Annotated in this window: 17 protein-coding genes; 9 read left to right on the forward strand and 8 right to left on the reverse strand. The window is 46.4% G+C overall.

Going from position 1 to position 22,265, the window contains the following annotated elements:
- Position 1: 1 nt before the first annotated feature.
- From J4N43_RS01935 to tldD, 5 genes are read left to right on the forward strand one after another with little or no spacing between them, the layout of a single operon-like run.
- Positions 2-571 (forward strand): Maf family protein, encoded by a 570-nt coding sequence (locus J4N43_RS01935; protein ID WP_005381139.1) that lies wholly within the window; start codon positions 2-4, stop codon positions 569-571.
- 18 nt (positions 572-589) lie between these two features.
- On the forward strand, positions 590-2,059 hold the full coding sequence (gene rng / locus J4N43_RS01940) for a ribonuclease G (protein ID WP_005381138.1): 1,470 nt from the start codon (positions 590-592) through the stop codon (positions 2,057-2,059).
- A gap of 12 nt (positions 2,060-2,071) precedes the next feature.
- On the forward strand, positions 2,072-5,953 hold the full coding sequence (locus J4N43_RS01945) for a YhdP family protein (RefSeq protein WP_154205006.1): 3,882 nt from the start codon (positions 2,072-2,074) through the stop codon (positions 5,951-5,953).
- Between the two features lie 33 nt (positions 5,954-5,986).
- Positions 5,987-6,808, forward strand: a complete 822-nt coding sequence (locus tag J4N43_RS01950; protein ID WP_158156919.1) for a carbon-nitrogen hydrolase family protein — start codon at positions 5,987-5,989, stop codon at positions 6,806-6,808.
- A gap of 11 nt (positions 6,809-6,819) precedes the next feature.
- Positions 6,820-8,265, forward strand: coding sequence for a metalloprotease TldD (tldD, locus tag J4N43_RS01955; RefSeq protein WP_151514346.1), 1,446 nt, complete (start codon positions 6,820-6,822; stop codon positions 8,263-8,265).
- Between the two features lie 66 nt (positions 8,266-8,331).
- On the opposite strand, the gene J4N43_RS01960 is transcribed toward tldD, so the two are convergent.
- Entirely contained in the window at positions 8,332-9,708 is a 1,377-nt protein-coding gene (locus tag J4N43_RS01960; protein WP_005381133.1) for a PhoH family protein, read from the reverse strand.
- A 561-nt stretch (positions 9,709-10,269) separates the two neighbouring features.
- Here J4N43_RS01960 and rapA point away from each other — a divergent pair.
- Entirely contained in the window at positions 10,270-13,179 is a 2,910-nt protein-coding gene (gene rapA, locus J4N43_RS01965; protein WP_005381132.1) for an RNA polymerase-associated protein RapA, read from the forward strand.
- A gap of 109 nt (positions 13,180-13,288) precedes the next feature.
- Here the strand turns inward: rapA and J4N43_RS01970 are convergent, their stop codons facing one another.
- Positions 13,289-14,554, reverse strand: a complete 1,266-nt coding sequence (locus tag J4N43_RS01970; protein ID WP_005381130.1) for an NRAMP family divalent metal transporter — start codon at positions 14,552-14,554, stop codon at positions 13,289-13,291.
- A gap of 342 nt (positions 14,555-14,896) precedes the next feature.
- On the opposite strand from J4N43_RS01970, the gene J4N43_RS01975 reads away from it, so the two are divergent.
- Together J4N43_RS01975 and J4N43_RS01980 are read left to right on the forward strand one after the other, a co-directional pair.
- Entirely contained in the window at positions 14,897-15,649 is a 753-nt protein-coding gene (locus J4N43_RS01975) for a pseudouridine synthase (RefSeq protein WP_005388428.1), read from the forward strand.
- Between the two features lie 103 nt (positions 15,650-15,752).
- Positions 15,753-16,715, forward strand: coding sequence for a D-2-hydroxyacid dehydrogenase (locus J4N43_RS01980; RefSeq protein ID WP_149191737.1), 963 nt, complete (start codon positions 15,753-15,755; stop codon positions 16,713-16,715).
- 89 nt (positions 16,716-16,804) lie between these two features.
- Here the strand turns inward: J4N43_RS01980 and yjgA are convergent, their stop codons facing one another.
- The gene (gene yjgA, locus J4N43_RS01985; RefSeq protein WP_005381124.1) at positions 16,805-17,332 is read right to left on the reverse strand and encodes a ribosome biogenesis factor YjgA; all 528 of its coding nucleotides are present in this window, start codon (positions 17,330-17,332) and stop codon (positions 16,805-16,807) included.
- A 110-nt stretch (positions 17,333-17,442) separates the two neighbouring features.
- On the opposite strand from yjgA, the gene pmbA reads away from it, so the two are divergent.
- Entirely contained in the window at positions 17,443-18,786 is a 1,344-nt protein-coding gene (pmbA, locus tag J4N43_RS01990; protein ID WP_017821304.1) for a metalloprotease PmbA, read from the forward strand.
- A 64-nt stretch (positions 18,787-18,850) separates the two neighbouring features.
- Here pmbA and mgtE read toward each other — a convergent pair whose 3' ends face one another.
- From mgtE to hpf, 5 genes are all read right to left on the reverse strand, one after another.
- Positions 18,851-20,209 (reverse strand): magnesium transporter, encoded by a 1,359-nt coding sequence (gene mgtE, locus J4N43_RS01995; RefSeq protein WP_005381121.1) that lies wholly within the window; start codon positions 20,207-20,209, stop codon positions 18,851-18,853.
- 148 nt (positions 20,210-20,357) lie between these two features.
- Positions 20,358-20,633 carry an HPr family phosphocarrier protein gene (locus J4N43_RS02000; protein ID WP_005381120.1) on the reverse strand — a complete coding sequence of 92 codons (276 nt, stop codon included), beginning with the start codon at positions 20,631-20,633 and terminating at the stop codon, positions 20,358-20,360.
- A 2-nt stretch (positions 20,634-20,635) separates the two neighbouring features.
- Entirely contained in the window at positions 20,636-21,499 is an 864-nt protein-coding gene (gene rapZ / locus J4N43_RS02005; RefSeq protein WP_005381118.1) for an RNase adapter RapZ, read from the reverse strand.
- A 14-nt stretch (positions 21,500-21,513) separates the two neighbouring features.
- A complete protein-coding gene (gene ptsN / locus J4N43_RS02010) occupies positions 21,514-21,960 on the reverse strand; it encodes a PTS IIA-like nitrogen regulatory protein PtsN (RefSeq protein ID WP_005381116.1) in 447 nt (148 codons plus the stop codon).
- Between the two features lie 2 nt (positions 21,961-21,962).
- Positions 21,963-22,250 (reverse strand): ribosome hibernation promoting factor, encoded by a 288-nt coding sequence (hpf, locus tag J4N43_RS02015; RefSeq protein WP_005381114.1) that lies wholly within the window; start codon positions 22,248-22,250, stop codon positions 21,963-21,965.
- Positions 22,251-22,265: the final 15 nt, after the last annotated feature.

Below are 22,265 nucleotides of genomic sequence, written 5' to 3' on the forward strand. Positions count from 1 at the left end.
GGTGAAGAAAAGCTTATCTCTCGTTCTCGCATCGGGTTCTCCGAGAAGAAAAGAGCTGCTTGCTCAACTGGGTTATGATTTTGAGATCGTATTGCCTGATATTGAGGAAGCCAAACAGGCTCATGAGCAAGCACGAGATTACGTGTTGCGTCTTTCTTTGGAAAAAGCTCAGGCAGGCTTAGCGTTGGCTAAGCCTGATTCCGTTGTATTGGGCTCTGATACGGTCGTAGTATGCGATGACCGTGTGCTAGAAAAACCAAAAAGTTTTGAAGATTCAAAGCGTATGCTTACTGACTTATCGGGTCGTCGTCATCAAGTGATGACTGCGGTGAGCGTTGTATCATCGGAACAACAACATTCAGTGGTCGTTACCACTGACGTGTGGTTCAAACCACTGACTCACGAAGAAATCGAACAATATTGGCAGTCAGGAGAGCCATGCGATAAAGCTGGAAGTTATGGTATTCAGGGACTCGGAGGGCGATTTGTCACCCGAATCGAAGGCAGTTATCACGCTGTAGTAGGCTTACCTTTGTTCGAAACCGATCAGCTAATTCAAGAATTTTTATAATTGTTTTGAGGTGTGCACATGAGTGCAGAATTGCTGCTTAACGTGACCCCGAGTGAAACTCGTGTGGCCATGATTGAAGGTGGAGTACTACAAGAAATACATATCGAGCGCGAATCGCGTCGCGGTATTGTGGGCAATATATACAAAGGCAAAGTAAGCCGAGTGTTACCAGGTATGCAGGCGGCTTTCGTCGACATTGGTTTAGATAAAGCGGCGTTTTTACATGCGTCAGATATTGTTCCTCATACCGAATGTGTGGCAGAAAACGAAAAACAGCAGTTTCAAGTCCGTGATATCTCTGAACTGGTACGCCAGGGACAAGACATTGTTGTGCAAGTGGTCAAAGATCCGCTCGGCACGAAAGGTGCGCGTTTAACGACGGATATCACCTTACCTTCGCGTTATCTTGTTTTTATGCCGGGGGCCAGCCATGTCGGTGTTTCGCAGCGTATTGAAAGTGAGAAAGAGCGTGAGCGTTTGAAAAAGGTGGTGAACCATTACTGCGATGAGCACGGTGGTTTTATCATTCGTACCGCGGCAGAAGGCGCTGATGAAAAAGAGCTATCTCAAGATGCGGCATTTCTAAAGCGTTTGTGGCTAAAAGTCATGGAGCGTCGCTCAAAATACAAAACGCGTTCAACACTTTACGGTGAACTCGGCTTAGCTCAACGCATTCTGCGTGACTTTGTTGGCACAGAGCTCGATAAGATCATGGTCGACTCCCGCCTTGAATACGAGAACCTGAAAGAATTCACTTCTGAGTATGTACCGGAGTTAACAGATAAGCTTGAGCTTTACGAAGGTGACAAGCCAATCTTTGACATGTACGACACCGAAAACGAAATTCAGCGTTCTTTAGAGCGCAAGGTCGAGCTAAAATCGGGCGGCTATTTGATCATCGATCAAACCGAAGCCATGACCACCATCGATATCAACACGGGTGCATTTGTTGGTCGTCGTAATCTCGAAGAGACTATCTTCAATACCAATATAGAGGCAACGCAAGCTATTGCGCGTCAGCTACGTTTACGTAACCTCGGCGGTATCATCATTATTGATTTTATCGATATGGCATCCGAAGAGCATCGTCAGCGAGTACTTACCTCACTGGAAACGGCGCTGGCGAAAGACCGAGTAAAAACCAACATCAACGGCTTTACCCAGCTTGGCTTAGTTGAAATGACGCGCAAGCGCACACGAGAAAGTATTGAACATATCTTGTGTTCTGGCTGTCCTACTTGTGAAGGCCGTGGCAGCGTGAAAACGGTCGAAACCGTATGCTTTGAGATATTACGCGAGATTACTCGTGTGAACCGTGCTTACGACGCCGATAATTTTGTCGTGTACGCATCGCCGTTTGTTGCTGAAGCGCTATTGGGCGATGAGTCTCATGCGTTGGCAGAGCTCGAAGTATTTATTGGCAAGCAAGTGCGAGTTCAGGCTGAACCCCTGTACATTCAGGAACAGTTTGACGTCGTAATGATGTAATTTGGAACATTTGTGAATTCTGGTGTTAACCGTTTTGGGCGTTTTTGTGCGTGGAGTTTAGTTACTGTATTGGTGTTATTAGCCATATTAGTGACCACGCTGCGCGTCACATTGCCGCAACTTAACCATTTCCAAGATGAGATCAAAACCTGGGTCAAGCAAGGCACAGGTTTTGACGTTTCTATTGCCAATGTCGCAGGGACGTGGCGCAATAATCATCCCTCAATCGCGTTACTGGGTTTAGAGGCAAATCTACCAAACGTGCAAGATGCACGCTTCGCTGTTGAAGAAGTCCAAATTGAGTTCGACCTTATTCAATCTCTTTTTCAACTTAAACCTGTAGTTGCAGACCTTACCATTCATAACCTCGCTTTAGACATTCACACGGTAGACATTCTGCCGACTTCTCATCGTCAAGATCCGAAGCCTGAAGTGGATAAGAGCGAAGTGAAACTCATTGACCAACTCGACTCACTTCTTTTACGTCAGTTCGAAGACTTCACTATTAGCGATTCACGGATTTGGTATAAGTCTGTGTCAGGTGAAACTCGCCGTTTAGATATTGAGCAGCTTCGTTGGAGTAATCAAGGGAAGCGTCACGTAGCCGAGGGCACGGTTAGCATTGCCGATGTTCGCCTGAACTCATTGTTAGTAAGCGCTAACTTTAAAGATCATGGCTCGTTGCGCGATGTATCTGGTGAGTTTTACGTGAGTGCTCAAGATGTCTCGGTCACACCTTGGCTGACCACTTACATGCAAGAAGAGTCAGGAGCAGAGTCGGGTAAAGTCAGCTTAAATACTTGGCTAACGCTCAAACATAGCCAACCGCATGATGCTTATGTTGAATTACTGCCTTCCGAGTTGGTGTGGAATGAAGATGGACATCATGAGCTGTTTATTGAGTCTGGAATTTTCAATCTTCGACCAGATAGACAAGGCTGGAAAGTAAATGGCCACTCACTTCAGATCAGAACCGACAACACCCCTTGGCCAGAGCTAGACGTCGCGTTTGATTGGCAACCAAACGGCTGGATGCTCAATCTCTCTCAAATCGACATCGAAGCACTCATTCCGCTCATCAAGTTGGCTCCAGAGTCAGAGTCGACCAGTGACCTTATTAACAAACTAGCACCGAAAGGTCGGGTCGAAGATGTCCGATTGTCAATGAACGGCGGTTTAGACACCTTACGCTACTCGGCTGAACTGGATGAACTCGCGATGACACAATGGGAGCTCCTACCCGGGTTTCATCACGTACAGGGCAGCGTATCGGGGGATGTGAATCAAGCTAAAGCAAAAGTCACCGTCATTGATGATGTATTTCCGTACGGCGATGTATTCCAAGCTCCGCTGAATATCAAACAAGGTGAAGTCGATATTATCTGGCAGCAAGATGAGAGCGGCTGGCGCTTGTGGTCGGACAAAGTGACGGCAGCAACGCCTGATCTTCAAGTCCTGGGGGCATTCCGTCTTGATTTTCCAAAAGAACAAAGCCCATTTTTATCGTTCTATGCCGAAGCGGATCTCTACAACGCGGGTGAGACATGGCGCTATCTACCGACTCTGGCACTTGGACAAGACTTGACCGACTATCTTTCGACCGCGATTCAGGGCGGTAAAGTGAACACAGCGAAATTGTTGTGGTATGGCGAGTTAGGTGATTTTCCTTACAAAGAACATAATGGCATGTTCCAAGCTTGGGTTGGATTAAAAGACGCGAAATTTAGCTTTGATACGGCATGGCCAACCATCACGGATTTGCAGCTAGACTTGCTGTTTGAAAATGATGCCATGTATTTGGATTCAAAATCAGCCACACTAAATGGCGTTCATGCCAAGCGTATCACTGGGCGAATCCCTGAGTTGGCAGAAGGTGGACACATCGAGATTGAAGCGAAAGCAAGCGCGCCGGGTAATGAAGTCCGTGACTACATGATGGCGACGCCATTAGTGGATTCAGTCGGTGCCGCATTGACAGCGCTGCAAGTGAGTGGGCCCGTTTACTCTGAGTTTCAACTCAACATACCGTTTGATTTTGAAAAAGAGTCTCGCGCTTGGGGTTATGCCGATTTAACAGAAAATCGTGTTGATATTGAAGCGCCGCCAATGACGCTTGAAAACGCCACAGGACGTATCACCTTCGACAATGATGTGGTTACCACATCGGGTTTGTCGGCCGAATTATTACAACAGCCTATCTCTCTTGATTTCCATGGAGAGAGTGCGGAGCAAGGCTACAACGTGACAATTAATACACTAGGAGATTGGGATGTCGAGCCGCTCAAACCCTATGTCGGTGAGCGTTGGTTAAACCTTGTTTCTGGCCATGCGCCGTGGCAAATGGATATTGACTTGCAACTCAATGATGTTGGTTTCACTTATCAGCTTGAAGTGCTGGCGCAGCTAAATCGTCTGGCTAGTCAATATCCTTATCCTTTAGCGAAAAAAATTGGTGAGTCTGGGCAAGCGAAACTGCAAGCATCCGGCAACCAAGAGAGTATTTCAGCACGACTACAGATCCCAAATGTGAAGTATCAAACTGAGATAGATATCGCTGGCGATGTCCCGGTTCTGACTGCGACTCATTTAATGGTTGGCAAAGGTGGCTTCCGGATTAGTCCTATTGTCGGGCACGATGCTTCGGTGCGTGTCGAAGAACTGAATTTAGACCAATGGGCGGAGCTTGCGCAGGTCTCTGAGAGCAAGCCTTCATCGTCTGTTTTGGCAAGCATGAAAACGCCGACCATTCCATTGCCGACACGCATTGAAGTTGAAACGCCAAACTTACAGCTCGGTGGGATTGAGTTTCATGATGTGGATTTTTCAGCAAGCAAGAAAAATTTGAGTTGGCAACTCGAGGTGGACAGTCAAGAGGTTAAAGGGAAAGCTAACTATCTGAAACCCTATGATCTATCGGTCTCTCTAGAGCACTTGCATCTGTACATCCCAGGGTTTGAAGAGATGACCAAAGAGCGCAGTTCAATCTTTGCGAGTGAAGATCAAAACGCACCTTTGATTACCAATTTTGACCGCAAGTTTCACGCAGAGATGCCAAACTTAACTTTGAACATCGATGATTTTTGGCTGCAAGGTTACAAAGTGGGCAAAGTTAATGTTGATTTGCAGCGTCGCGAGAACCGCTTGGAGTGGAAAAATATCACCTTTAGTAGCGGCAAAAACCGCATTGATATGAGTGGTTGGTGGGACCTGACGAAAGAGAGTAGTCATTCCAACTTAACCATGAAAATGAAAGGTGATAACAACACCGATCTTATGGAGCGCTTTGGTATTACATCAGGCATTCAACAAGCACCATTTGAGATCAATGCCAATATGGAATGGGACGGCGCACCTTGGTCAATGAAGACACAAACCTTGCAAGGAAACGTCTCAACGGAATTTGGTAAAGGCGTGATCAGTGAAGTTAGTGGTGCGGCACGCTTGTTAGGCTTGTTTAGCTTGGATTCTATCATCCGTAAGATGCAGCTCGACTTTACCGACGTATTCGATAAAGGCATGGCATTCAACTCGATCACGGGAACGGGCAAAATCCAAGACGGTGTGTTTATCACCAATGATATCGTAATGGATGCGTTAGCAGGGGAAATGCAAATCCGCGGCATCGCTAATATGAACAGCAGAATGGTTGATGCGGAAGTGAAATTCACACCAGACATCACATCAGGCCTACCAATGCTGACCGCGTTTGCCGTTGCGCCTCAAACTGCTTTGTATGTCTTGGCCATCTCTACGGTGATATCTCCGGTGGTAGAGGTCTTCACTCAAGTCAATTATGAAGTGAAAGGCCCACTAGATTCACCAACGGTGAAAGAAATTTCGCGAAGTAAAGGTGAATATAAGCTACCAGAAAAACTGCGTGAACAGGCCAAATAACTCACCGAATATAATGGAATAGGGAGGAAACACATGGAACGTGTTGGCATTATTCAAATGACTTCGGGTCCGGATATTAACGTGAATTTGGACTTCATTGAAAAACAGTGTGCTTTAGCGAGCAAGCAAGGTGCCAAACTTGTTCTTACTCCTGAAAATACAGTGCTATTTGCCAGTCGCGAAGCTTATCATCAACATGCAGAGCCACTTGGTAGTGGCATGATTCAACAGCGGCTCTGTGAAATCGCAAAAAAGAACCAGTTAACACTGATTGTCGGAAGCATGCCCATTCAAACCGCAAAAGGTGTCACGACCACAACACTGGTATTACCGCCGCACGGTAAATGCATTGCTCACTATGACAAACTGCACATGTTTGATGTCGACGTAGCCGATGGTTATGGTAGTTATCGTGAGTCGGATACGTTTATGGCGGGTAATCAAATAGTCGTTGCGGAAACTGATATCGGCAGTGTTGGATTGAGCATTTGTTATGATTTACGTTTCCCAGAACTTTATAAAGTATTACGTCAAGAAGGGGCGGATATCATTGTGGTGCCCGCTGCGTTTACCGCTGTGACGGGGCAAGCTCACTGGGAAATACTATTGCGAGCTAGAGCGATTGAGACACAATGTTGGATTTTGGCAAGCGGACAAACTGGAACGCATCCATGTGGACGAAAAACATGGGGACACTCAATGGTCGTTGACCCTTGGGGACGTATCCATAAACAGCTTCAGGATGAAGTAGGCTTATTGGTGACAGAGATAGATTTGTCACAAAGCCAACAAGTAAGGCAGAATATGCCGCTGACTCAACACAGTCGCTTTCAAAATGAATTGAGACGGAAATAAAAGAGCTAACTATGAGCACAAACCAAATAGAACAGGCACTCCTTGCCCCAAATGGTCTGACAGAACAAGACATTGCTGACACGCTTGCCAGCATTGCGACGCGCCAGATCGATTATGCGGACATTTACTTTCAGTCCAGCTGGCATGAGTCTCTGGTTCTAGAAGACAGCATCATCAAAGATGGCTCTTTTAACATTGATTGTGGTGTTGGTGTCCGTGCAGTAACTGGCGAGAAAACCGGCTTTGCCTACTCTGATCAAATCCAGCCTGAAGGCCTGAAGCAGAGTGCAATGGCGGCGCGCGGTATTGCTCAGCAAGGGCAGAATGGTAAAGTCCAAGCGTTTAAACGCACCGAAAACCAAGCGTACTACGCCGCTGTGAATCCACTAGCTGAATGGGAAAAGCAGCAAAAAACAGAATTGCTCAAATCTCTAGATGCTTACATCCGCACTAAAGAACCATTGATTAAAGAAGTCTCGATCAGCATCAGCGGTGTGCATGAGCAGATGCTTGTTGCGGCAACAGACGGTACTTATGCAGGCGATATTCGTCCTTTGGTGCGTTTGTCTATTAGTGTGCTTGCACAAAAAGGTGAACGACGTGAACGCGGTAGCGCTGGTGGCGGCGGCCGTTTCGGTTACGATTTCTTTTTAACGGAAAGCAATGGTGTGAAACAAGCTTTTCATTACGCAGACGAAGCGATTCGCATGGCGTTAATCAACCTTGAAGCAGAAGCAGCACCAGCTGGCATGATGCCAGTGGTATTGGGTTCTGGCTGGCCTGGCGTGTTGCTACACGAAGCGGTAGGTCATGGCCTAGAAGGTGATTTTAACCGGAAGGAATCTTCGGTTTTCTCTGGCAAAATGGGTCAACAAGTGACGTCTTCGCTGTGTACCATCGTCGATGATGGCACGTTAAAAGACCTTCGTGGTTCACTGAATGTGGATGATGAAGGGGTAAACGGCCAGTACAACACGCTTATCGAAAATGGTGTGCTGAAAGGTTACATGCAAGACAAGCTAAACGCGCGGTTAATGGATGTGAACCCAACAGGTAACGGTCGTCGTGAGTCTTATGCACATTTACCAATGCCGCGTATGACCAACACCTACATGCTACCAGGTGAACATACGCCAGAAGAAATAATCTCGACGGTCGAGAAAGGGTTGTATGCGCCAAACTTTGGTGGCGGCCAGGTGGACATTACTTCGGGTAAGTTTGTGTTCTCTGCATCCGAAGCATACTTGATTGAAAACGGTAAAATTACGCGCCCTGTTAAAGGTGCGACGTTGATTGGCTCAGGTATCGAAGCAATGCAGCAAGTCTCTATGGTCGGTAACGACCTAAGTATCGACAAGGGCGTTGGCGTATGTGGTAAAGCAGGTCAAAGTGTGCCAGTTGGTGTTGGTCAGCCGACCTTGAAACTGGACTCACTGACAGTGGGTGGCACTGAGTAACTCAGTTGAATCGTTATAAAAAGAGCGCTCATTAGAGCGCTCTTTTGCTTTGTGAGTCGGTGTCAATTACAGGTTTTCTTCAGCAAATTCCGCCAAGCGGCTACGAACCACGCCGTTAAGGTGAATATTCGCGCTGCCTTCAAAGTTCTTGAAGCGTTCAACCATGTAGGTCAAACCAGAGGTCACTGGGGTGAGGTAATGGGAGTCAATCTGCGCCAAGTTACCGGAGCAGACGATTTTGGTTCCTTCACCACAGCGGGTGATGATGGTTTTGATTTGTGATGCAGTGAGGTTTTGACACTCATCAAGCAGTACAAACGCATTTTGAATCGAACGGCCACGCATAAAGTTGATCGATTTAAATTGAATGTTGGCTTTATCGCAGATGTACTTCAATGAGCCTTCAGTGCAGTGATCGTGTTTATGTAGCGCTTCCAAGGTATCGGTCACCGCCGCTAACCACGGCATCATTTTCTCCTCTTCGGAGCCGGGTAAGAAGCCGATGGATTCACCGATATCTGGCGTGTTACGTGTTACGATAATTTTATCGAACATGCTTTTTTCAATGGTTTGCTCCAATGCTGCTGCCATTGCCAGTAATGTCTTACCACTACCCGCCGCACCCGTTAGAATCACCAAGTCAATTTCTGGATCGAGTAAGGCATCTAACGCCATTCCCTGGTAGATATTTTTAGGTGTGATGTCCCAAGCCTTACGATGCATTAGACGTTCGCGGCTCAGGTCGAGAAGCGTTAGCTTGTCTTCATTGATGGTTTCTACGCGACCAGCAAAGTCACTGTCTTCATCAATAACGTATTGGTTGATAAAGGTTGGGTCGAAGGGTTCGCGACTGAGTTTGTGGTAAGTTTTTCCGCCCAGTGCATAGCTTTCTACTTCCTCAATACCGCTCCAGAAATCACCTTCACGCAATTGAAAGCCTTTGGTTAGGTATTGAATGTCGTCAATCAGTTGGTCGGTTCTATAGTCCTCAACAAAGCGTACACCAGCCCCTTTGGCTCGCAGACGCATGTTGATGTCTTTCGTGATCAGTACCACTTCACGTGGTGCACGTTTATTTTGCAGATAAAGCACCGCGTTGAGAATACGGTTGTCACCGGCTTTGTCGGCGAAGGCTTTGACGGTTTCCTGCAGTTCAAAATCCGCCAAAATGGAAATGGTACCTTGGTCGGGGTTGTCTTTAGAAACAGGAATGCCTTCAGAGATTTCATCTGGCGTTGCTTCTTTAAACAAATCTTCCAAGGTGCGAATAGCCACGCGCGCATCTCTTGCAACGTCGCGCTTACTGTCTTTGATTCGGTCGAGTTCTTCCAACACGGTCATGGGGATAACGACATCGTGTTCTTGGAAAGAGAAGATGGCAAAGGGTTCATGAAGAAGAATGTTGGTATCGAGTACAAACAGTTTCCGATCGGTATCGCCCATAGCGTCTCCTTGCCGTAGTACGGCTCTGCATGCGAGTTGTTAGGTCGTTTCCAAATAGGTGTGAAGTGACCTAACTCTGATTGCTTGCAATAGAGGTTGTCGGGCTGATGTCGGCTAGTGTGCAACCGAGTAGCAAGACAACTTACTGCAAACCCGTGTTGATCCTAATCGTGTACTAACGCGCTTAAATCATATGCAATGGTTTTAAACGCCCCTCATTAGAAGTATACGTAATATTTACGTTCTACAACTTAATAATTGGCATGAGTATTTTACAATTTGATTGCATTTAGAGTTTGGGAAAAAAAGTTTCTGCTTGGTGCGGTTTCGGCGTGACCTAAATCACAGCTTCAAGTAAGATTAGCGACCTTTTTCTGCGTATAGGCTACGTCCGATTTATCATGTTGAGCTGGCTTAAAAAATACTCAGTTCATACTGAAATGACGAATGCTATCGGCATAGCAGAAGCCAGAATCAGATCTAAACTATTATCCATGCCCACGGGCATGAGTAGACCAACAAGAAATACGAATCAAGAACTAATAACGAGGTAGTCAATTCATGACATTTGCTTTGGGGCAGCGCTGGATTAGCGATACGGAAAGCGATTTAGGTTTAGGTACCGTTGTAGCAATGGATGCTCGTACTGTGACATTGATGTTTGCAGCGTCAGAGGAAAACCGAGTTTACGCACGTAACGATGCACCTGTTACCCGAGTCACCTTTAATGTTGGGGATGTCATCGATTGCCAAGAAGGTTGGTCTCTAAAAGTAGAAGAAGTACTGGAAGATGAAGGTCTTTACACCTATTTCGGTACTCGTGAAGACACGCAAGAAACCGCTGTTGTTCTGCGTGAGATTTTCCTTAGCAACCAAATTCGTTTTAACAAACCTCAAGATAAGTTGTACGCCGGTCAAATCGACCGTATGGACAACTTTGTTCTGCGTTACCGTGCGCTAACCAACCAGTTTGAGCAGCATAAGAGCCCAATGCGTGGCCTATGTGGTATGCGTGCAGGTTTGATCCCTCATCAGCTTTACATCGCGCACGAAGTTGGCCGTCGTCACGCGCCACGCGTCTTGTTGGCGGATGAGGTAGGTTTGGGTAAAACCATCGAAGCGGGCATGATCATCCACCAACAAGTTCTGTCTGGTCGTGCCGAACGCATTTTGATTGTGGTGCCTGAAACACTGCAGCATCAATGGCTGGTTGAGATGATGCGTCGTTTCAATCTGCATTTCTCTATCTTTGACGAAGAGCGCTGTATCGAAGCTTTTGCGGATGCAGAAAACCCATTTGATACTCAGCAATATGTGCTGTGTTCTTTGGATTTCCTACGCAAGAGCCGCAAGCGTTTTGAACAAGCACTGGAAGGTGAATGGGACCTACTGGTTGTCGATGAAGCGCATCACCTTGAATGGAGCCAAGATAAACCGAGCCGTGAATACCAAGTGGTAGAAGGCTTGGCTGAACGTACTCCAGGTGTGTTGCTACTGACTGCAACGCCAGAGCAGCTTGGTCGTGAGAGTCACTTTGCTCGTCTGCGTTTATTGGACCCAGACCGCTTCTATGATTACGAAGCATTCGTTGAGGAAGAAGAGCAATACGCGCCCGTAGCAGATGCGATTACTTCACTCTTTTCCGGTGAAAAGCTACCTAATGAAGCAAAAAACCAGATCACTGAGTTATTGTCTGAACAAGACGTAGAACCACTTTTCCGCATTATCGAAAGTGAAGCGGACGAAGAAGCTAAAGCGTCGGCACGCCAAGAGCTGATCGATAACTTGATGGATCGTCATGGTACAGGGCGTGTTCTGTTCCGTAACACGCGCGCGGCCATCAAAGGCTTCCCTAAGCGTAACGTGCATCTGATGCCAATGGATATTCCACCGCAATACACTACATCAATGCGTGTTGCTGGGATGATTGGCGGTAAGATGAGTTCTGAAGCACGTGCGATGAAGAACCTTTACCCGGAAGAAATTTTCCAAGAATTTGAAGGCGATGACGCGAGCTGGTGGCAGTTTGACTCGCGTGTGAATTGGTTGCTTGAAAAAGTAAAAGAGAAGCGCAGCGAGAAAATCCTCGTGATTGCTTCTCGTGCGAGTACCGCACTGCAATTGGAACAAGCACTGCGTGAGCGTGAAGGTATCCGCGCCACCGTTTTCCACGAAGGTATGTCGATTCTTGAACGTGACAAAGCGGCGGCTTACTTTGCGCAAGAAGAAGGTGGAGCACAAGTTCTTATCTGTAGCGAAATCGGCTCTGAAGGTCGTAACTTCCAGTTTGCCAACCAACTTGTCATGTTCGACTTGCCATTCAACCCAGACTTGCTTGAGCAACGTATTGGTCGTTTGGACCGTATCGGTCAAAATCGCGATATCGACATTCATGTTCCTTACCTGAAAGGCACATCGCAAGCGATCCTAGCACGTTGGTTCGATGAAGGCCTGAACGCTTTTGCGGAAACCTGCCCAACAGGCCGTGCTGTTTACGATAAGTACTCCGATGATCTGATTGAAATTCTTGCCTCTGGTGATACCAGCACGCTAGATGAGATCATTGAAGCGTCAGCAAAAATGAATAAAGAGCTGAAATCCCAATTGGAGCAAGGCCGTGATCGCCTATTAGAAATGCATTCAAATGGCGGGGAAAAAGCACAACAAATCGTTGAGAAAATTGAATCAACCGACGGCGATACCAATCTGGTCACCTTCGCACTTTCTCTTTTTGACACGATTGGCTTGAATCAAGACGATAAAGGTGAAAACGCCCTGATTGTGACCCCATCTGAGCACATGATGGTGCCAAGCTACCCAGGTCTGCCATACGAAGGAGCGACGATCACGTTTGATCGTGATACAGCGTTATCTCGTGAAGATATGCACTTTATCAGTTGGGAACACCCAATGATCCAGGGTGGTATCGATCTTCTTATGAGTGAAGGGGTGGGGACGTCTGCGGTATCTCTATTGAAAAACAAAGCGTTACCAGTCGGGACTATTCTTCTTGAGTTGATTTACGCGGTAGATGCGCAAGCGCCAAAACGCAGTGGTATCGCGCGCTTCTTACCGAAAACGCCAATCCGTTTAATGATGGACTCGCGTGGTAATGATTTGTCTGCTCAAGTGGAGTTTGAAAGCTTTAACCGCCAGCTCAGCCCTGTAAACCGTCACTTAGGTAGCAAGTTGGTTACGTCGGTACAGAAAGATGTACACCGCTTAATTGAAGCCGGTGATGTTCTTATTGAAGAGAAGGTTGAAGAAGTACGCAAACAAGCTCATCAAGATATGCAGCACAGTTTGAATGCAGAACTTGAGCGTTTGCAAGCACTGAAAGCGGTGAACCCAAATATTCGTGACGAAGAAATTGAAGCTATCGACGCACAAATTAAAGAGCTCACTGGTTACATCAACCAAGCTCAGGTTCAGCTCGACTCGCTGCGTTTGATTGTGGTGAGCCACAACTAAGTAAGTGTTTATTGCTCATTAAAAAAAGGTCTTCAGTTGAAGACCTTTTTCTTTATTTACGGTTTAGTTTCTTTATGCGGAATGCATTAATCACTGATAGCTACCTCATTTACATCAACCACTTCCACCAGATAAATACAGCCAAGAAGCCAAACAAGTAAATCAGGCCTGCAATCGACAACCACTTTAGTTTAGGTCCAACAGCCAAAGGCTCAGGTAACTCAGTTTTGCTCACTAAGGTGTAATTTAGCAGAGCAAAGAATGGCGTGGTCATAAAGGCGAGGATCATCGCAAAGTTCAGCATAGGCAATAACGCAGAAGCCCAGAAAACCACAATACCCAATGCAAGTAAGGAGACTACCAGCATGATCGCTGAAGTGGTTTTAGGGTTAGTGTCTGGTTGCGAGCGCAGTAAGCGTTGAGAATCCGAAATAACGCGCGAATAGCCATCAATAACGGTAATCGTGCTGCCAAAGATACAGAAAAACGCAATTACCGCGATCAAGTAACGAGACCATTCGCCAATCGTTGCCGCATATAAGCCAACCAATTGGTGGGAGAAGCCAACGCCAGAGCTTTCAAGCGCAACGCCAGAACCATAAAGCATCAAAGAGCCTAGCGATACAAAGATAATGGCAAGAAACGCCGTGCCAATATAACCGACATTAAAGTCAAATAGAGCAGAGCGGTATGTTACTTCTTGCTGGCTTGATTGGCGTTTTAGCCACGCTGAGGTTAAACAGGAGATCTCTATCGGTGCAGGCATCCACCCCATTGTCACGACGATAAAACCAATAGCCGCAATAGACCAAGGTGACGGCGGCTCGAAGTTGGCTACTTGCTCAACAGGGTTACCAAAGGCGATAGAAACAGCGAGTAAAGTCGCGATGGTTAACACCGACATGATCACCTTAGATAGCGTATCGAGCGCTTTGTAATGGCCAGCAAATAATATGATCAGGCAGGTGACAATCACAATGATGCTGAGTGATGCCATTGATAGTGAAAACGGAATGAAGTAGCCCAGCAAGCTAGCGCTAAACATCAACAAAGCGGCGGTATTGATGACGGCCGATACCACGCTCAGAAATAGAAATAGCCATAGATAAGGCCGACCTAATTTCGCGTAGCCCTCAACCAAGGTCAGCCCTGTCCCCATGGTGTACTGTACGCCCGCTCGGAAAAAAGGGTATTTAAACAGGTTTACGAGCAGAATCAGTGCAGCCAATTGCCAACCATAAATCGCACCAGCCTTGGTTGATGCCACGAGGTGAGAGCCACCGACCGCAGCAGATGCCATTAATATGCCGGGGCCTAGCGAACGAAAAAATAAGGAAAGTTTGGATTGGGGTTTATCTATAACGGCGGAGTCCATTGCTTATTGTCCTTTTTATCTTATGTATCTTTCTAAAGAGATACATACCGCAGTACATGACAAGCTGAGCGAACGCCCTATACTGCGCAACGGTAATGTCTTTTAAATGCTGTGTTTTGGTGTATTTATTTTAAGTATTCTTTGCGAATATCATGCTGTGTGCATCTAGCACTCTATTCAGTTATGCGTCTTGTTGTCAAACTAAATTTACAACGTGCTATTTTTAGTTTTTATGCTAAAGGATTGACTTTGTTTTATTGGGTTGAACTTTTCTTCAGAATCCTGCATCTGGGTGCTATTTGGGTATATAATCGCGGCGTTTTTATTTTGTAGAGATCTCCCATGGCAATGCTTGAATATACCCCTCCCACCGACCCTTGGGTTGATATCGTTTTTGAGGATGACGACATTCTGGCAGTGAATAAACCATCAGGGCTGCTGTCTGTCCCTGGTCGCCTTGCAGAGCATTACGACAGCATGTGGAGCCGCCTCAAAGAGTTGCATCCAGAAATTCAAGTTGTGCATCGCTTGGATATGTCGACATCAGGGTTGATGTTGCTGGCGAAAAACAAACCCGCGGAGCGAGCATTAAAAAAGCAGTTCCAATATCGCCTCACTCACAAGGTGTATTACGCACGTGTTTGGGGGCATGTTGAGCCGCAAGAAGGGAATATTGATCTTCCATTAATTTGTGATTGGCCAAATCGTCCACGACAAAAAGTATGTTTCGACGACGGCAAACCATCTCAAACTTTATTCCAAGTGGTGAAGCGTGAAGTACACCCTGATGGCACCCATACGACCGTTGTGCGACTACTGCCCATTACTGGTCGATCGCATCAGTTACGCGTGCATTTGATGGCGATTGGTCATGCGATTATTGGTGATGAGTTTTATGCAACTGAAGAGGCGTATCAGTTTTCAGAGCGTTTAGAGTTGCACGCTGCGGAGCTAAGTTTTTATCACCCAGCTACGGATCAGTTGAGAAGTATTTTTGTACCCTGTGACTTTTATCCTGAAGCCGAGGCGATGATCTTTAACTATTTTTCGCCAGAGCGTACATTGCCTGATTATAAAACGTTGCCACACCCTTAATGCCAATTGCACTCAACAGCGGTTCTTTCTAGTTCGCTATTTTTGGCTATTTCGTTACTGTGGTTGATGTATCCTGTCTTTCAGCCGTGAACAAGGAGTTGTTATGTCTTTGCCAAGCATCGTATTTTTAGACCGAGCGACTATCCCAGAACATATTGAGATCCCACGACCTAGCTTTCCGCACCACTGGCGTGAGTACGACCTAACTGCGCCTGGGCAGGTAATAGAAAGGTTAGCAGATGCCGATATCGTGATTAGCAATAAAGTCCTGCTTGACCAACATGTATTAGAGCAACTACCAAAATTACGAATGATCGCGGTTGCCGCAACTGGTTTTAACAACGTCGATGTGAACTACTGTGCTAATCATGATATTGCGGTTGCTAATGTACGTGGTTATGCGACGCGTTCGGTGCCCGAGCACGTGATGGCAATGTTATTCGCTTTAAGACGGAATTTATTTGGGTACCACCAAGATATTGCCGCAGGTGAGTGGCAGCGTAACCAGCAGTTTTGTTTTTTTACTCACCCAATCGGGGATATTGGTGGTAGCACGTTAGGTGTTGTTGGTAGTGGGGCACTAGGGCAAGCGACGGCGAATCTGGCTCAAGCGTTAGGAATGACCGTGTTGTTTTCTGAGCGTAAAGGGGCGGCAGAATGTAGACCAGGTTATGTGTCGTTTGAGGAAGTATTAAAACGCTCCGATGCGCTGACTTTGCATTGCCCGCTCAACGATCATACTCAGAATTTAATTGGTCAAGCAGAGTTGAAACAAATGAAGTCCAACGCCATTTTGATTAATACAGGGCGTGGAGGTTTGGTGGATGAGAGCGCACTGGTGGATGCCTTAAAACAGCAAGAAATTGCAGCGGCTGGTTTTGATGTTTTTACACAAGAACCGGCTGATGAGAGCAATCCGCTGATTGCCAATATGAGTTTACCTAATTTGTTACTGACACCGCATGTTGCATGGGGCAGCGACTCATCTATCCAACGTTTAGCGGAAATCTTGATTGAGAACATTAACGCTTTCGAGCGCGGAGACCGCGTTAATCGCTTAGTGTAACGCTGACTGTAAAACCAAAGATAAAAAAAGCAGACATTGACGTCTGCTTTTTGCGTTTAAATCGAATGCTCATTGCTTGAGCCCTCGAATTAAAACTCTTCTTCGTTGAGACCTTTTAGGATCTGGAAGATTTCGCGGTACGCTTTTGCTGGTTTCCCAGCTTTTTTCTCTTTCGCTGCTTGGCGAGCAAGTTGGCGTAGACGCTGACGATCCGCTTCTGGGTACATTTCCATTACGTCATCAATGGCTTTGTCACCTTCTTCCACTACGCGATCACGCAACGCTTCAAGTTTGTGGAATACCGCAGTTAATTGAGAGTGCTTATTGCGAATTTTATCCAGTGCGGCTTGGATTGGCTCTGGATCTTCGTAACGCATCAATTTACCGATACGTTGTAATTGGCGACGACGCGCTTCATTTTTAAAACGTTGCGCGTCAGCAATTGCTTCTCGCAAATCTTCACTCAATGGAAACTTTTCTAGAACTGAAGGTTTGAGGCCGACAAGCTCCTCACCTAGCTTTTGCAGTTCTTCCATGTCTCGCTTCATCTCGGATTTACTTACCCAGATGATCTCTTCTTCTGGTTCCCATGGCGCTTTTTGATTCTTACGTGCCATTTCAGTTGCCTGTGTTTTGATTAATATTATGACTATTTTAACAAGAATCATGGGGAGAAAGCGAAATTCTTGTTATCCTATTGTTCATCAAAGACAAGATGTGAAAGACAATGGATATTAAACAGCAGGTTGCTGAGCAACGTACCGAGCTAGAGCAAGCCGTCGCAAGAGCCTTAAAGCTTGCATCGGCAAAATCTGACGCCGCCGAAGTCGCAATTACTAAAAGCACTGGTTTAAGTGTTTCAACTCGTATGGGTGAAGTAGAAAATGTCGAGTTCAACAGCGATGGTGCGCTGGGCATTACCGTTTACCGAGGTCAACGCAAAGGCAGTGCTTCCACGTCTGATTTAAGTGAAGCTGCAATCGAGCAAACCGTTATAGCGGCGCTAGATATTGCACATTACACATCTGAAGACCCATTTGCAGGCCCTGCAGCGAAAGAATACATGGTGCAAGAGATCCCTGAGCTTGATCTTTTCCACCCTGACGCACCCGATCCAGACTATGCTGCCAATGTGGCGATTGCAGCAGAAAAAGAGGCGCTAAATTATAATAGTGCAATCAAACAAAGTGATGGCGCGAGTTATGATAGTCATTACGGCGTGAAAGTGTATGGCAATAGCCATGGCTTATTAGCTAGTTATGCGTCTAGCCGACATAGTACTAGCTGTTGTGTAATTGGCGTTGGTCAAAACGGCGAGATGGAACGTGATTACAGCTACACCGTGGCACGTCATCGTGATGACTTATGGACCCCAGAAACGGTGGGTCGTAAGGCGGCAGAGAATACGGTTAACCGCTTAGATGCGCAGCGTCTAAAAACAGGTCAATACCCAATCATGTTTGCGGCTGATGTTGCGACAGGCTTGATTGGCCATCTCGTTATGGCGATCAGCGGTGGTAACCTGTACCGAAAATCTTCTTTCTTACTTGACCATCTAGGCAAACAAGTGCTTCCTGAATGGTTCAATATCTCAGAACGTCCGCATGTATTGCGTGGTTTGGCATCAAGTCCATTCGATAGTGAAGGTGTGTACACTCAAGACCGTGAGATCATTACCGACGGTGTGCTAGCAACTTATCTGTTAACCAGTTATGCCGCACGTAAAATGAAGATGACGCCGACAGGTCACGCTGGTGGGATTCATAACTGGTACGTGAAGTCGACAGGCCAAAACTTCGAACAAATGCTTAAAGAGCTCGGTACTGGTCTTCTAGTGACAGAAGTCATGGGACAAGGTGTGAACGTGGTAACGGGTGATTACTCTCGCGGTGCCGCAGGCTTCTGGGTTGAGAATGGCGAAATCCAATACCCAGTATCAGAAATTACCATCGCAGGTAATCTAAAAGACATGTTCACCAAGATTGTGGCGGTTGGTAGTGATATTGAAACGCGCTCACAAATCCAAACGGGCTCTATCCTACTGGATACCATGAAAGTGGCGGGTGAATAAGCTTTTCTAGCAATTCAGAATCAAAAAAGCCTGATGTGTTCATCAGGCTTTTTCGTTTTTTCTGTTAGGTAATCAGTATTGTGGCAAGCCCTAAGAAGACAGATAAACCAATCACATCCGTCACCGTTGTTAATGCCATACCACCAGCTAAAGCGGGATCGATGTTCATTTTTTTCAATAGGATTGGAATCGTTACTCCGGCAATACCTGCGACCAATAAGTTGGTCAGCATGGCGGCGGAAATGATTCCTCCGAGCATCCAGTTACCTTTCCAAGCAACAACAATACCACCAATAATCAGCGCCCACATGATACCGTTGAGTAAGCCGATCGAGGCTTCTTTCATTAACAGTTCGCGTTTGTTTGAGTCACCGATATGACCAAGAGCAAGACCACGAATCACTAGTGCGACGGTTTGGTTACCAGCGACACCACCCATGGACGGAACAATCGTCATCAATACCGCAATGGCCGCCATTTGATCTAATGTGGCCTCAAACATGTTAGAAACGGAAGCAGCAGCAAGGGCGGCTAATACGTTAGCGCCAAGCCAGATACTGCGTTTGCGAGCTGATTTTACAACAGGCGCGAAAGTATCTTCGTCATCGTCCATACCCGCCATACTCATCATCGAGTGTTCCGCGTCTTCACGAATAACGTCAACCACGTCATCGATGGTGATACGGCCGACCAAATGCAAGTTTTCATCAACAACAGGTGCAGATACCCAATTACGGCGTTCGAACAGACTCGCAACATCTGAGTCGCTAGTATCGACGGTGATGGCCTCGTCCGCGTCTTCCATTACATCAATGATTTTTACGTCTGGCTGAGTGGTAATAAGCGTCGTGATCGGCAGTTCACCGATGAGCTTACTCTCTTCATCGATCACATACAGGGCATCCGTAGCTTCTGGAAGCTCGCCTTTCATACGTAGATAACGCAAAACTACGTCCACATCGACGTCACCACGAATTGTGATGACGTCGGTGTTCATCAGTCCACCCGCGGTGTCTTCTGGGTAGGATAGGGCGGTTTCGACCCGTAGACGGTCAGAGGAGTCCATTTGCGACAGGACTTCGCGTGACAGGTTGTCAGGCAAGCTACGCAGTACGTAAGCCACGTCATCGGTATCCATGCCTTCTGTCGCTTCTGCAAGCGCTTCTGGTGCCATTTTGGATACGAGGCTGTCTTTGACGTCTTCGTTCAGCTCGTCAAGGATTTCACCATAATCTTCAGGGTCGGTGAGTTGCCAAAGAACTTCACGGCTCTTCCGTGGGGAGGCTTCTAAAAGGTGAGCGATATCCTCAGGTTCCATGTCCTGTAATTGACGACGAACATGGACGAAGCGGCCATTTTCTAGCGCTTCTGTGACTTCTTGGAGGGCTTGGTGAGCTTGGTCGAATTCAATTTGCTCTGCCATTCATTCCTCCCAATTCCTGATATTTACAATGCGTTGAATAATAACTTAATTCTAGGCGCCTTTTAATAACAACTTATGATACTAAGCAAATTTATTTATTAGGTCAGGGAAGAGAAAGATAATGGGAGGTAAGAAAAAAGCGAGTAAACTACTCGCCTTCATCAAATTTATCTTCGATCAAGTGGCAAACGGCATCCAGTGCTTCTTCCGCTTGCCCACCCGTTGCGTGGATCGTGACGTATTGTCCTTGAGCGGACTCTAGCATTAACAGGCCCATTACGCTGTCTGCTGTGGCGGTTTTGTCTTCTTCATTGTCGATGGTGATGACCGCTTCAAAGCTCTGTGCCAGTTCGACCAGTTTGACTGCTGCACGAGCATGTAAGCCAAGGCGGTTTTGAATCAATACTTTACGACTTAACTCCACGGCTATTCCTTAGCGTTTTTCTCTAGTGAGGTATGGCGAATTTGTACTTGGTGTCCTTTGTTGGCGAAGTATTCACCGATTTGCTGAGTTAAGTACACCGAGCGGTGCTTACCACCAGTACAACCGATTGCAACGGTCAGGTAGCTGCGGTTGTTTTTCTCAAGCAGAGGTAACCAATTCTCTATAAAGCTTTCAATTTGATATTTCAAACTTAACACCGATTGGTGTTGCTCTAAAAATGCGGCGATAGGAGCATCCAGACCTGTAAGCGGGCGTAGTGCTGGTTCCCAATGTGGGTTAGGTAAGAAGCGAACGTCGAATACGTAATCGGCATCGGAAGGCAGGCCGTATTTAAAACCAAAAGACTCAAATACCATAACGAGCCCTTTGCGATCTCTGCCTTCAACGCGCATACGCACGGTTTCACTCAATTCATGCAAAGACTGCCCACTACTATTTAGGACCAGATCTGCATGCGCTTTGAGTGGCGTCAAAATTTGTTTCTCACGCTCGATGGCTTGATCGAGCGAGAGGGAGGTGCCACCTAAAGATAACGGGTGAATTCGGCGTGTTTCGCTGTAGCGTTTGAGTAGCGTTTCTTTATTGGCGTCCAAGAAAAGCACGGTCACATCAAGCTCAGTTTTTAACTGTTCTAGTGTACTCGTCAGTTCTTTTAGCTTTTTAGGAATATTGCGAATATCAATGCTGACTGCAACATTCTGTTTGCTGTCAGCAACAGAATGAACAAATGCGTCCAGCAAGTTAACTGGTAGGTTATCAACACAGTAGTAACCTAAGTCTTCCAGTACACGAAGCGCAATACTTTTACCGGCACCTGAGTGCCCGCTAACAACGATTAGTCGCATGGAGTTAGTCCTGCTTATTGGTGAATCATGATGTCGTAAAGTTCTTCATCACTCTGAGCATTACGCAGTAGTTTTAATACTTGCTTATCGCTCAGACGTTCTGCCATAGAGGATAGAGTCTTGAGGTGCTCTTTGCACTGTTCTTCTGGTACAAGGAGCGCAAAAAGAAGATCGACAGGTCGATTGTCAATCGCATCAAATTCGATTGCTTCATCACATTGCAGTAAGACAGCAATGGCCTTGTCGCTTGATTGCATTCTCGCGTGAGGGATCGCAATACCGTTTCCGATACCGGTACTGCCCATTTTTTCTCTATTGAGCATGCATTCGAACAGCTCGGTAGAATCTTGGCCCGTTTGATCAGCCACGATACGGCTGATCATTTCAAGGGCGCGTTTTTTACTCGTGCAGTGGACCGCACTTTTGGTGCAGTCCAATGACAGTATTTCGCTCAGTTGCATGATTAATGACTGTTTAGTTTTTCTTTGTGCTTATTAAGTTGGCGAACCAATTTATCTACCAGCGAATCGATCGCGGCATACATATTTTCGTCATCGGCTGATGCGTGGATTTCGCCTTGATTTATGTGAAGCGTAGCTTCCGCGATTTGAGTAATTTTTTCAACTTTTAGTACAACATGCACTTGATTGATGTGGTCGAAGAACCTTTCGAGCTTCTGAAACTTAGAATTTACATAGTCTTGCATTGAATCGGTAAGATCAACGTGATGGCCTTGAATATTGATTTGCATAGACTTTCCTTTTCA

Source organism: Vibrio sp. SCSIO 43009, from assembly GCF_023716525.1.
In the GTDB taxonomy this organism is placed as follows: Bacteria; Pseudomonadota; Gammaproteobacteria; order Enterobacterales; family Vibrionaceae; genus Vibrio; species Vibrio alginolyticus.

Coding starts and splice junctions, on each gene's coding strand:
- rng (WP_005381138.1), top strand. CDS start 590: ATGAGTGCAGAATTGCTGCTTAACGTGACCCCGAGTGAAACTCGTGTG.
- J4N43_RS01950 (WP_158156919.1), top strand. CDS start 5,987: ATGGAACGTGTTGGCATTATTCAAATGACTTCGGGTCCGGATATTAAC.
- tldD (WP_151514346.1), top strand. CDS start 6,820: ATGAGCACAAACCAAATAGAACAGGCACTCCTTGCCCCAAATGGTCTG.
- J4N43_RS01960 (WP_005381133.1), bottom strand. CDS start 9,708: ATGGGCGATACCGATCGGAAACTGTTTGTACTCGATACCAACATTCTT.
- rapA (WP_005381132.1), top strand. CDS start 10,270: ATGACATTTGCTTTGGGGCAGCGCTGGATTAGCGATACGGAAAGCGAT.
- J4N43_RS01970 (WP_005381130.1), bottom strand. CDS start 14,554: ATGGACTCCGCCGTTATAGATAAACCCCAATCCAAACTTTCCTTATTT.
- J4N43_RS01975 (WP_005388428.1), top strand. CDS start 14,897: ATGGCAATGCTTGAATATACCCCTCCCACCGACCCTTGGGTTGATATC.
- J4N43_RS01980 (WP_149191737.1), top strand. CDS start 15,753: ATGTCTTTGCCAAGCATCGTATTTTTAGACCGAGCGACTATCCCAGAA.
- yjgA (WP_005381124.1), bottom strand. CDS start 17,332: ATGGCACGTAAGAATCAAAAAGCGCCATGGGAACCAGAAGAAGAGATC.
- pmbA (WP_017821304.1), top strand. CDS start 17,443: ATGGATATTAAACAGCAGGTTGCTGAGCAACGTACCGAGCTAGAGCAA.
- mgtE (WP_005381121.1), bottom strand. CDS start 20,209: ATGGCAGAGCAAATTGAATTCGACCAAGCTCACCAAGCCCTCCAAGAA.
- rapZ (WP_005381118.1), bottom strand. CDS start 21,499: ATGCGACTAATCGTTGTTAGCGGGCACTCAGGTGCCGGTAAAAGTATT.
- ptsN (WP_005381116.1), bottom strand. CDS start 21,960: ATGCAACTGAGCGAAATACTGTCATTGGACTGCACCAAAAGTGCGGTC.
- hpf (WP_005381114.1), bottom strand. CDS start 22,250: ATGCAAATCAATATTCAAGGCCATCACGTTGATCTTACCGATTCAATG.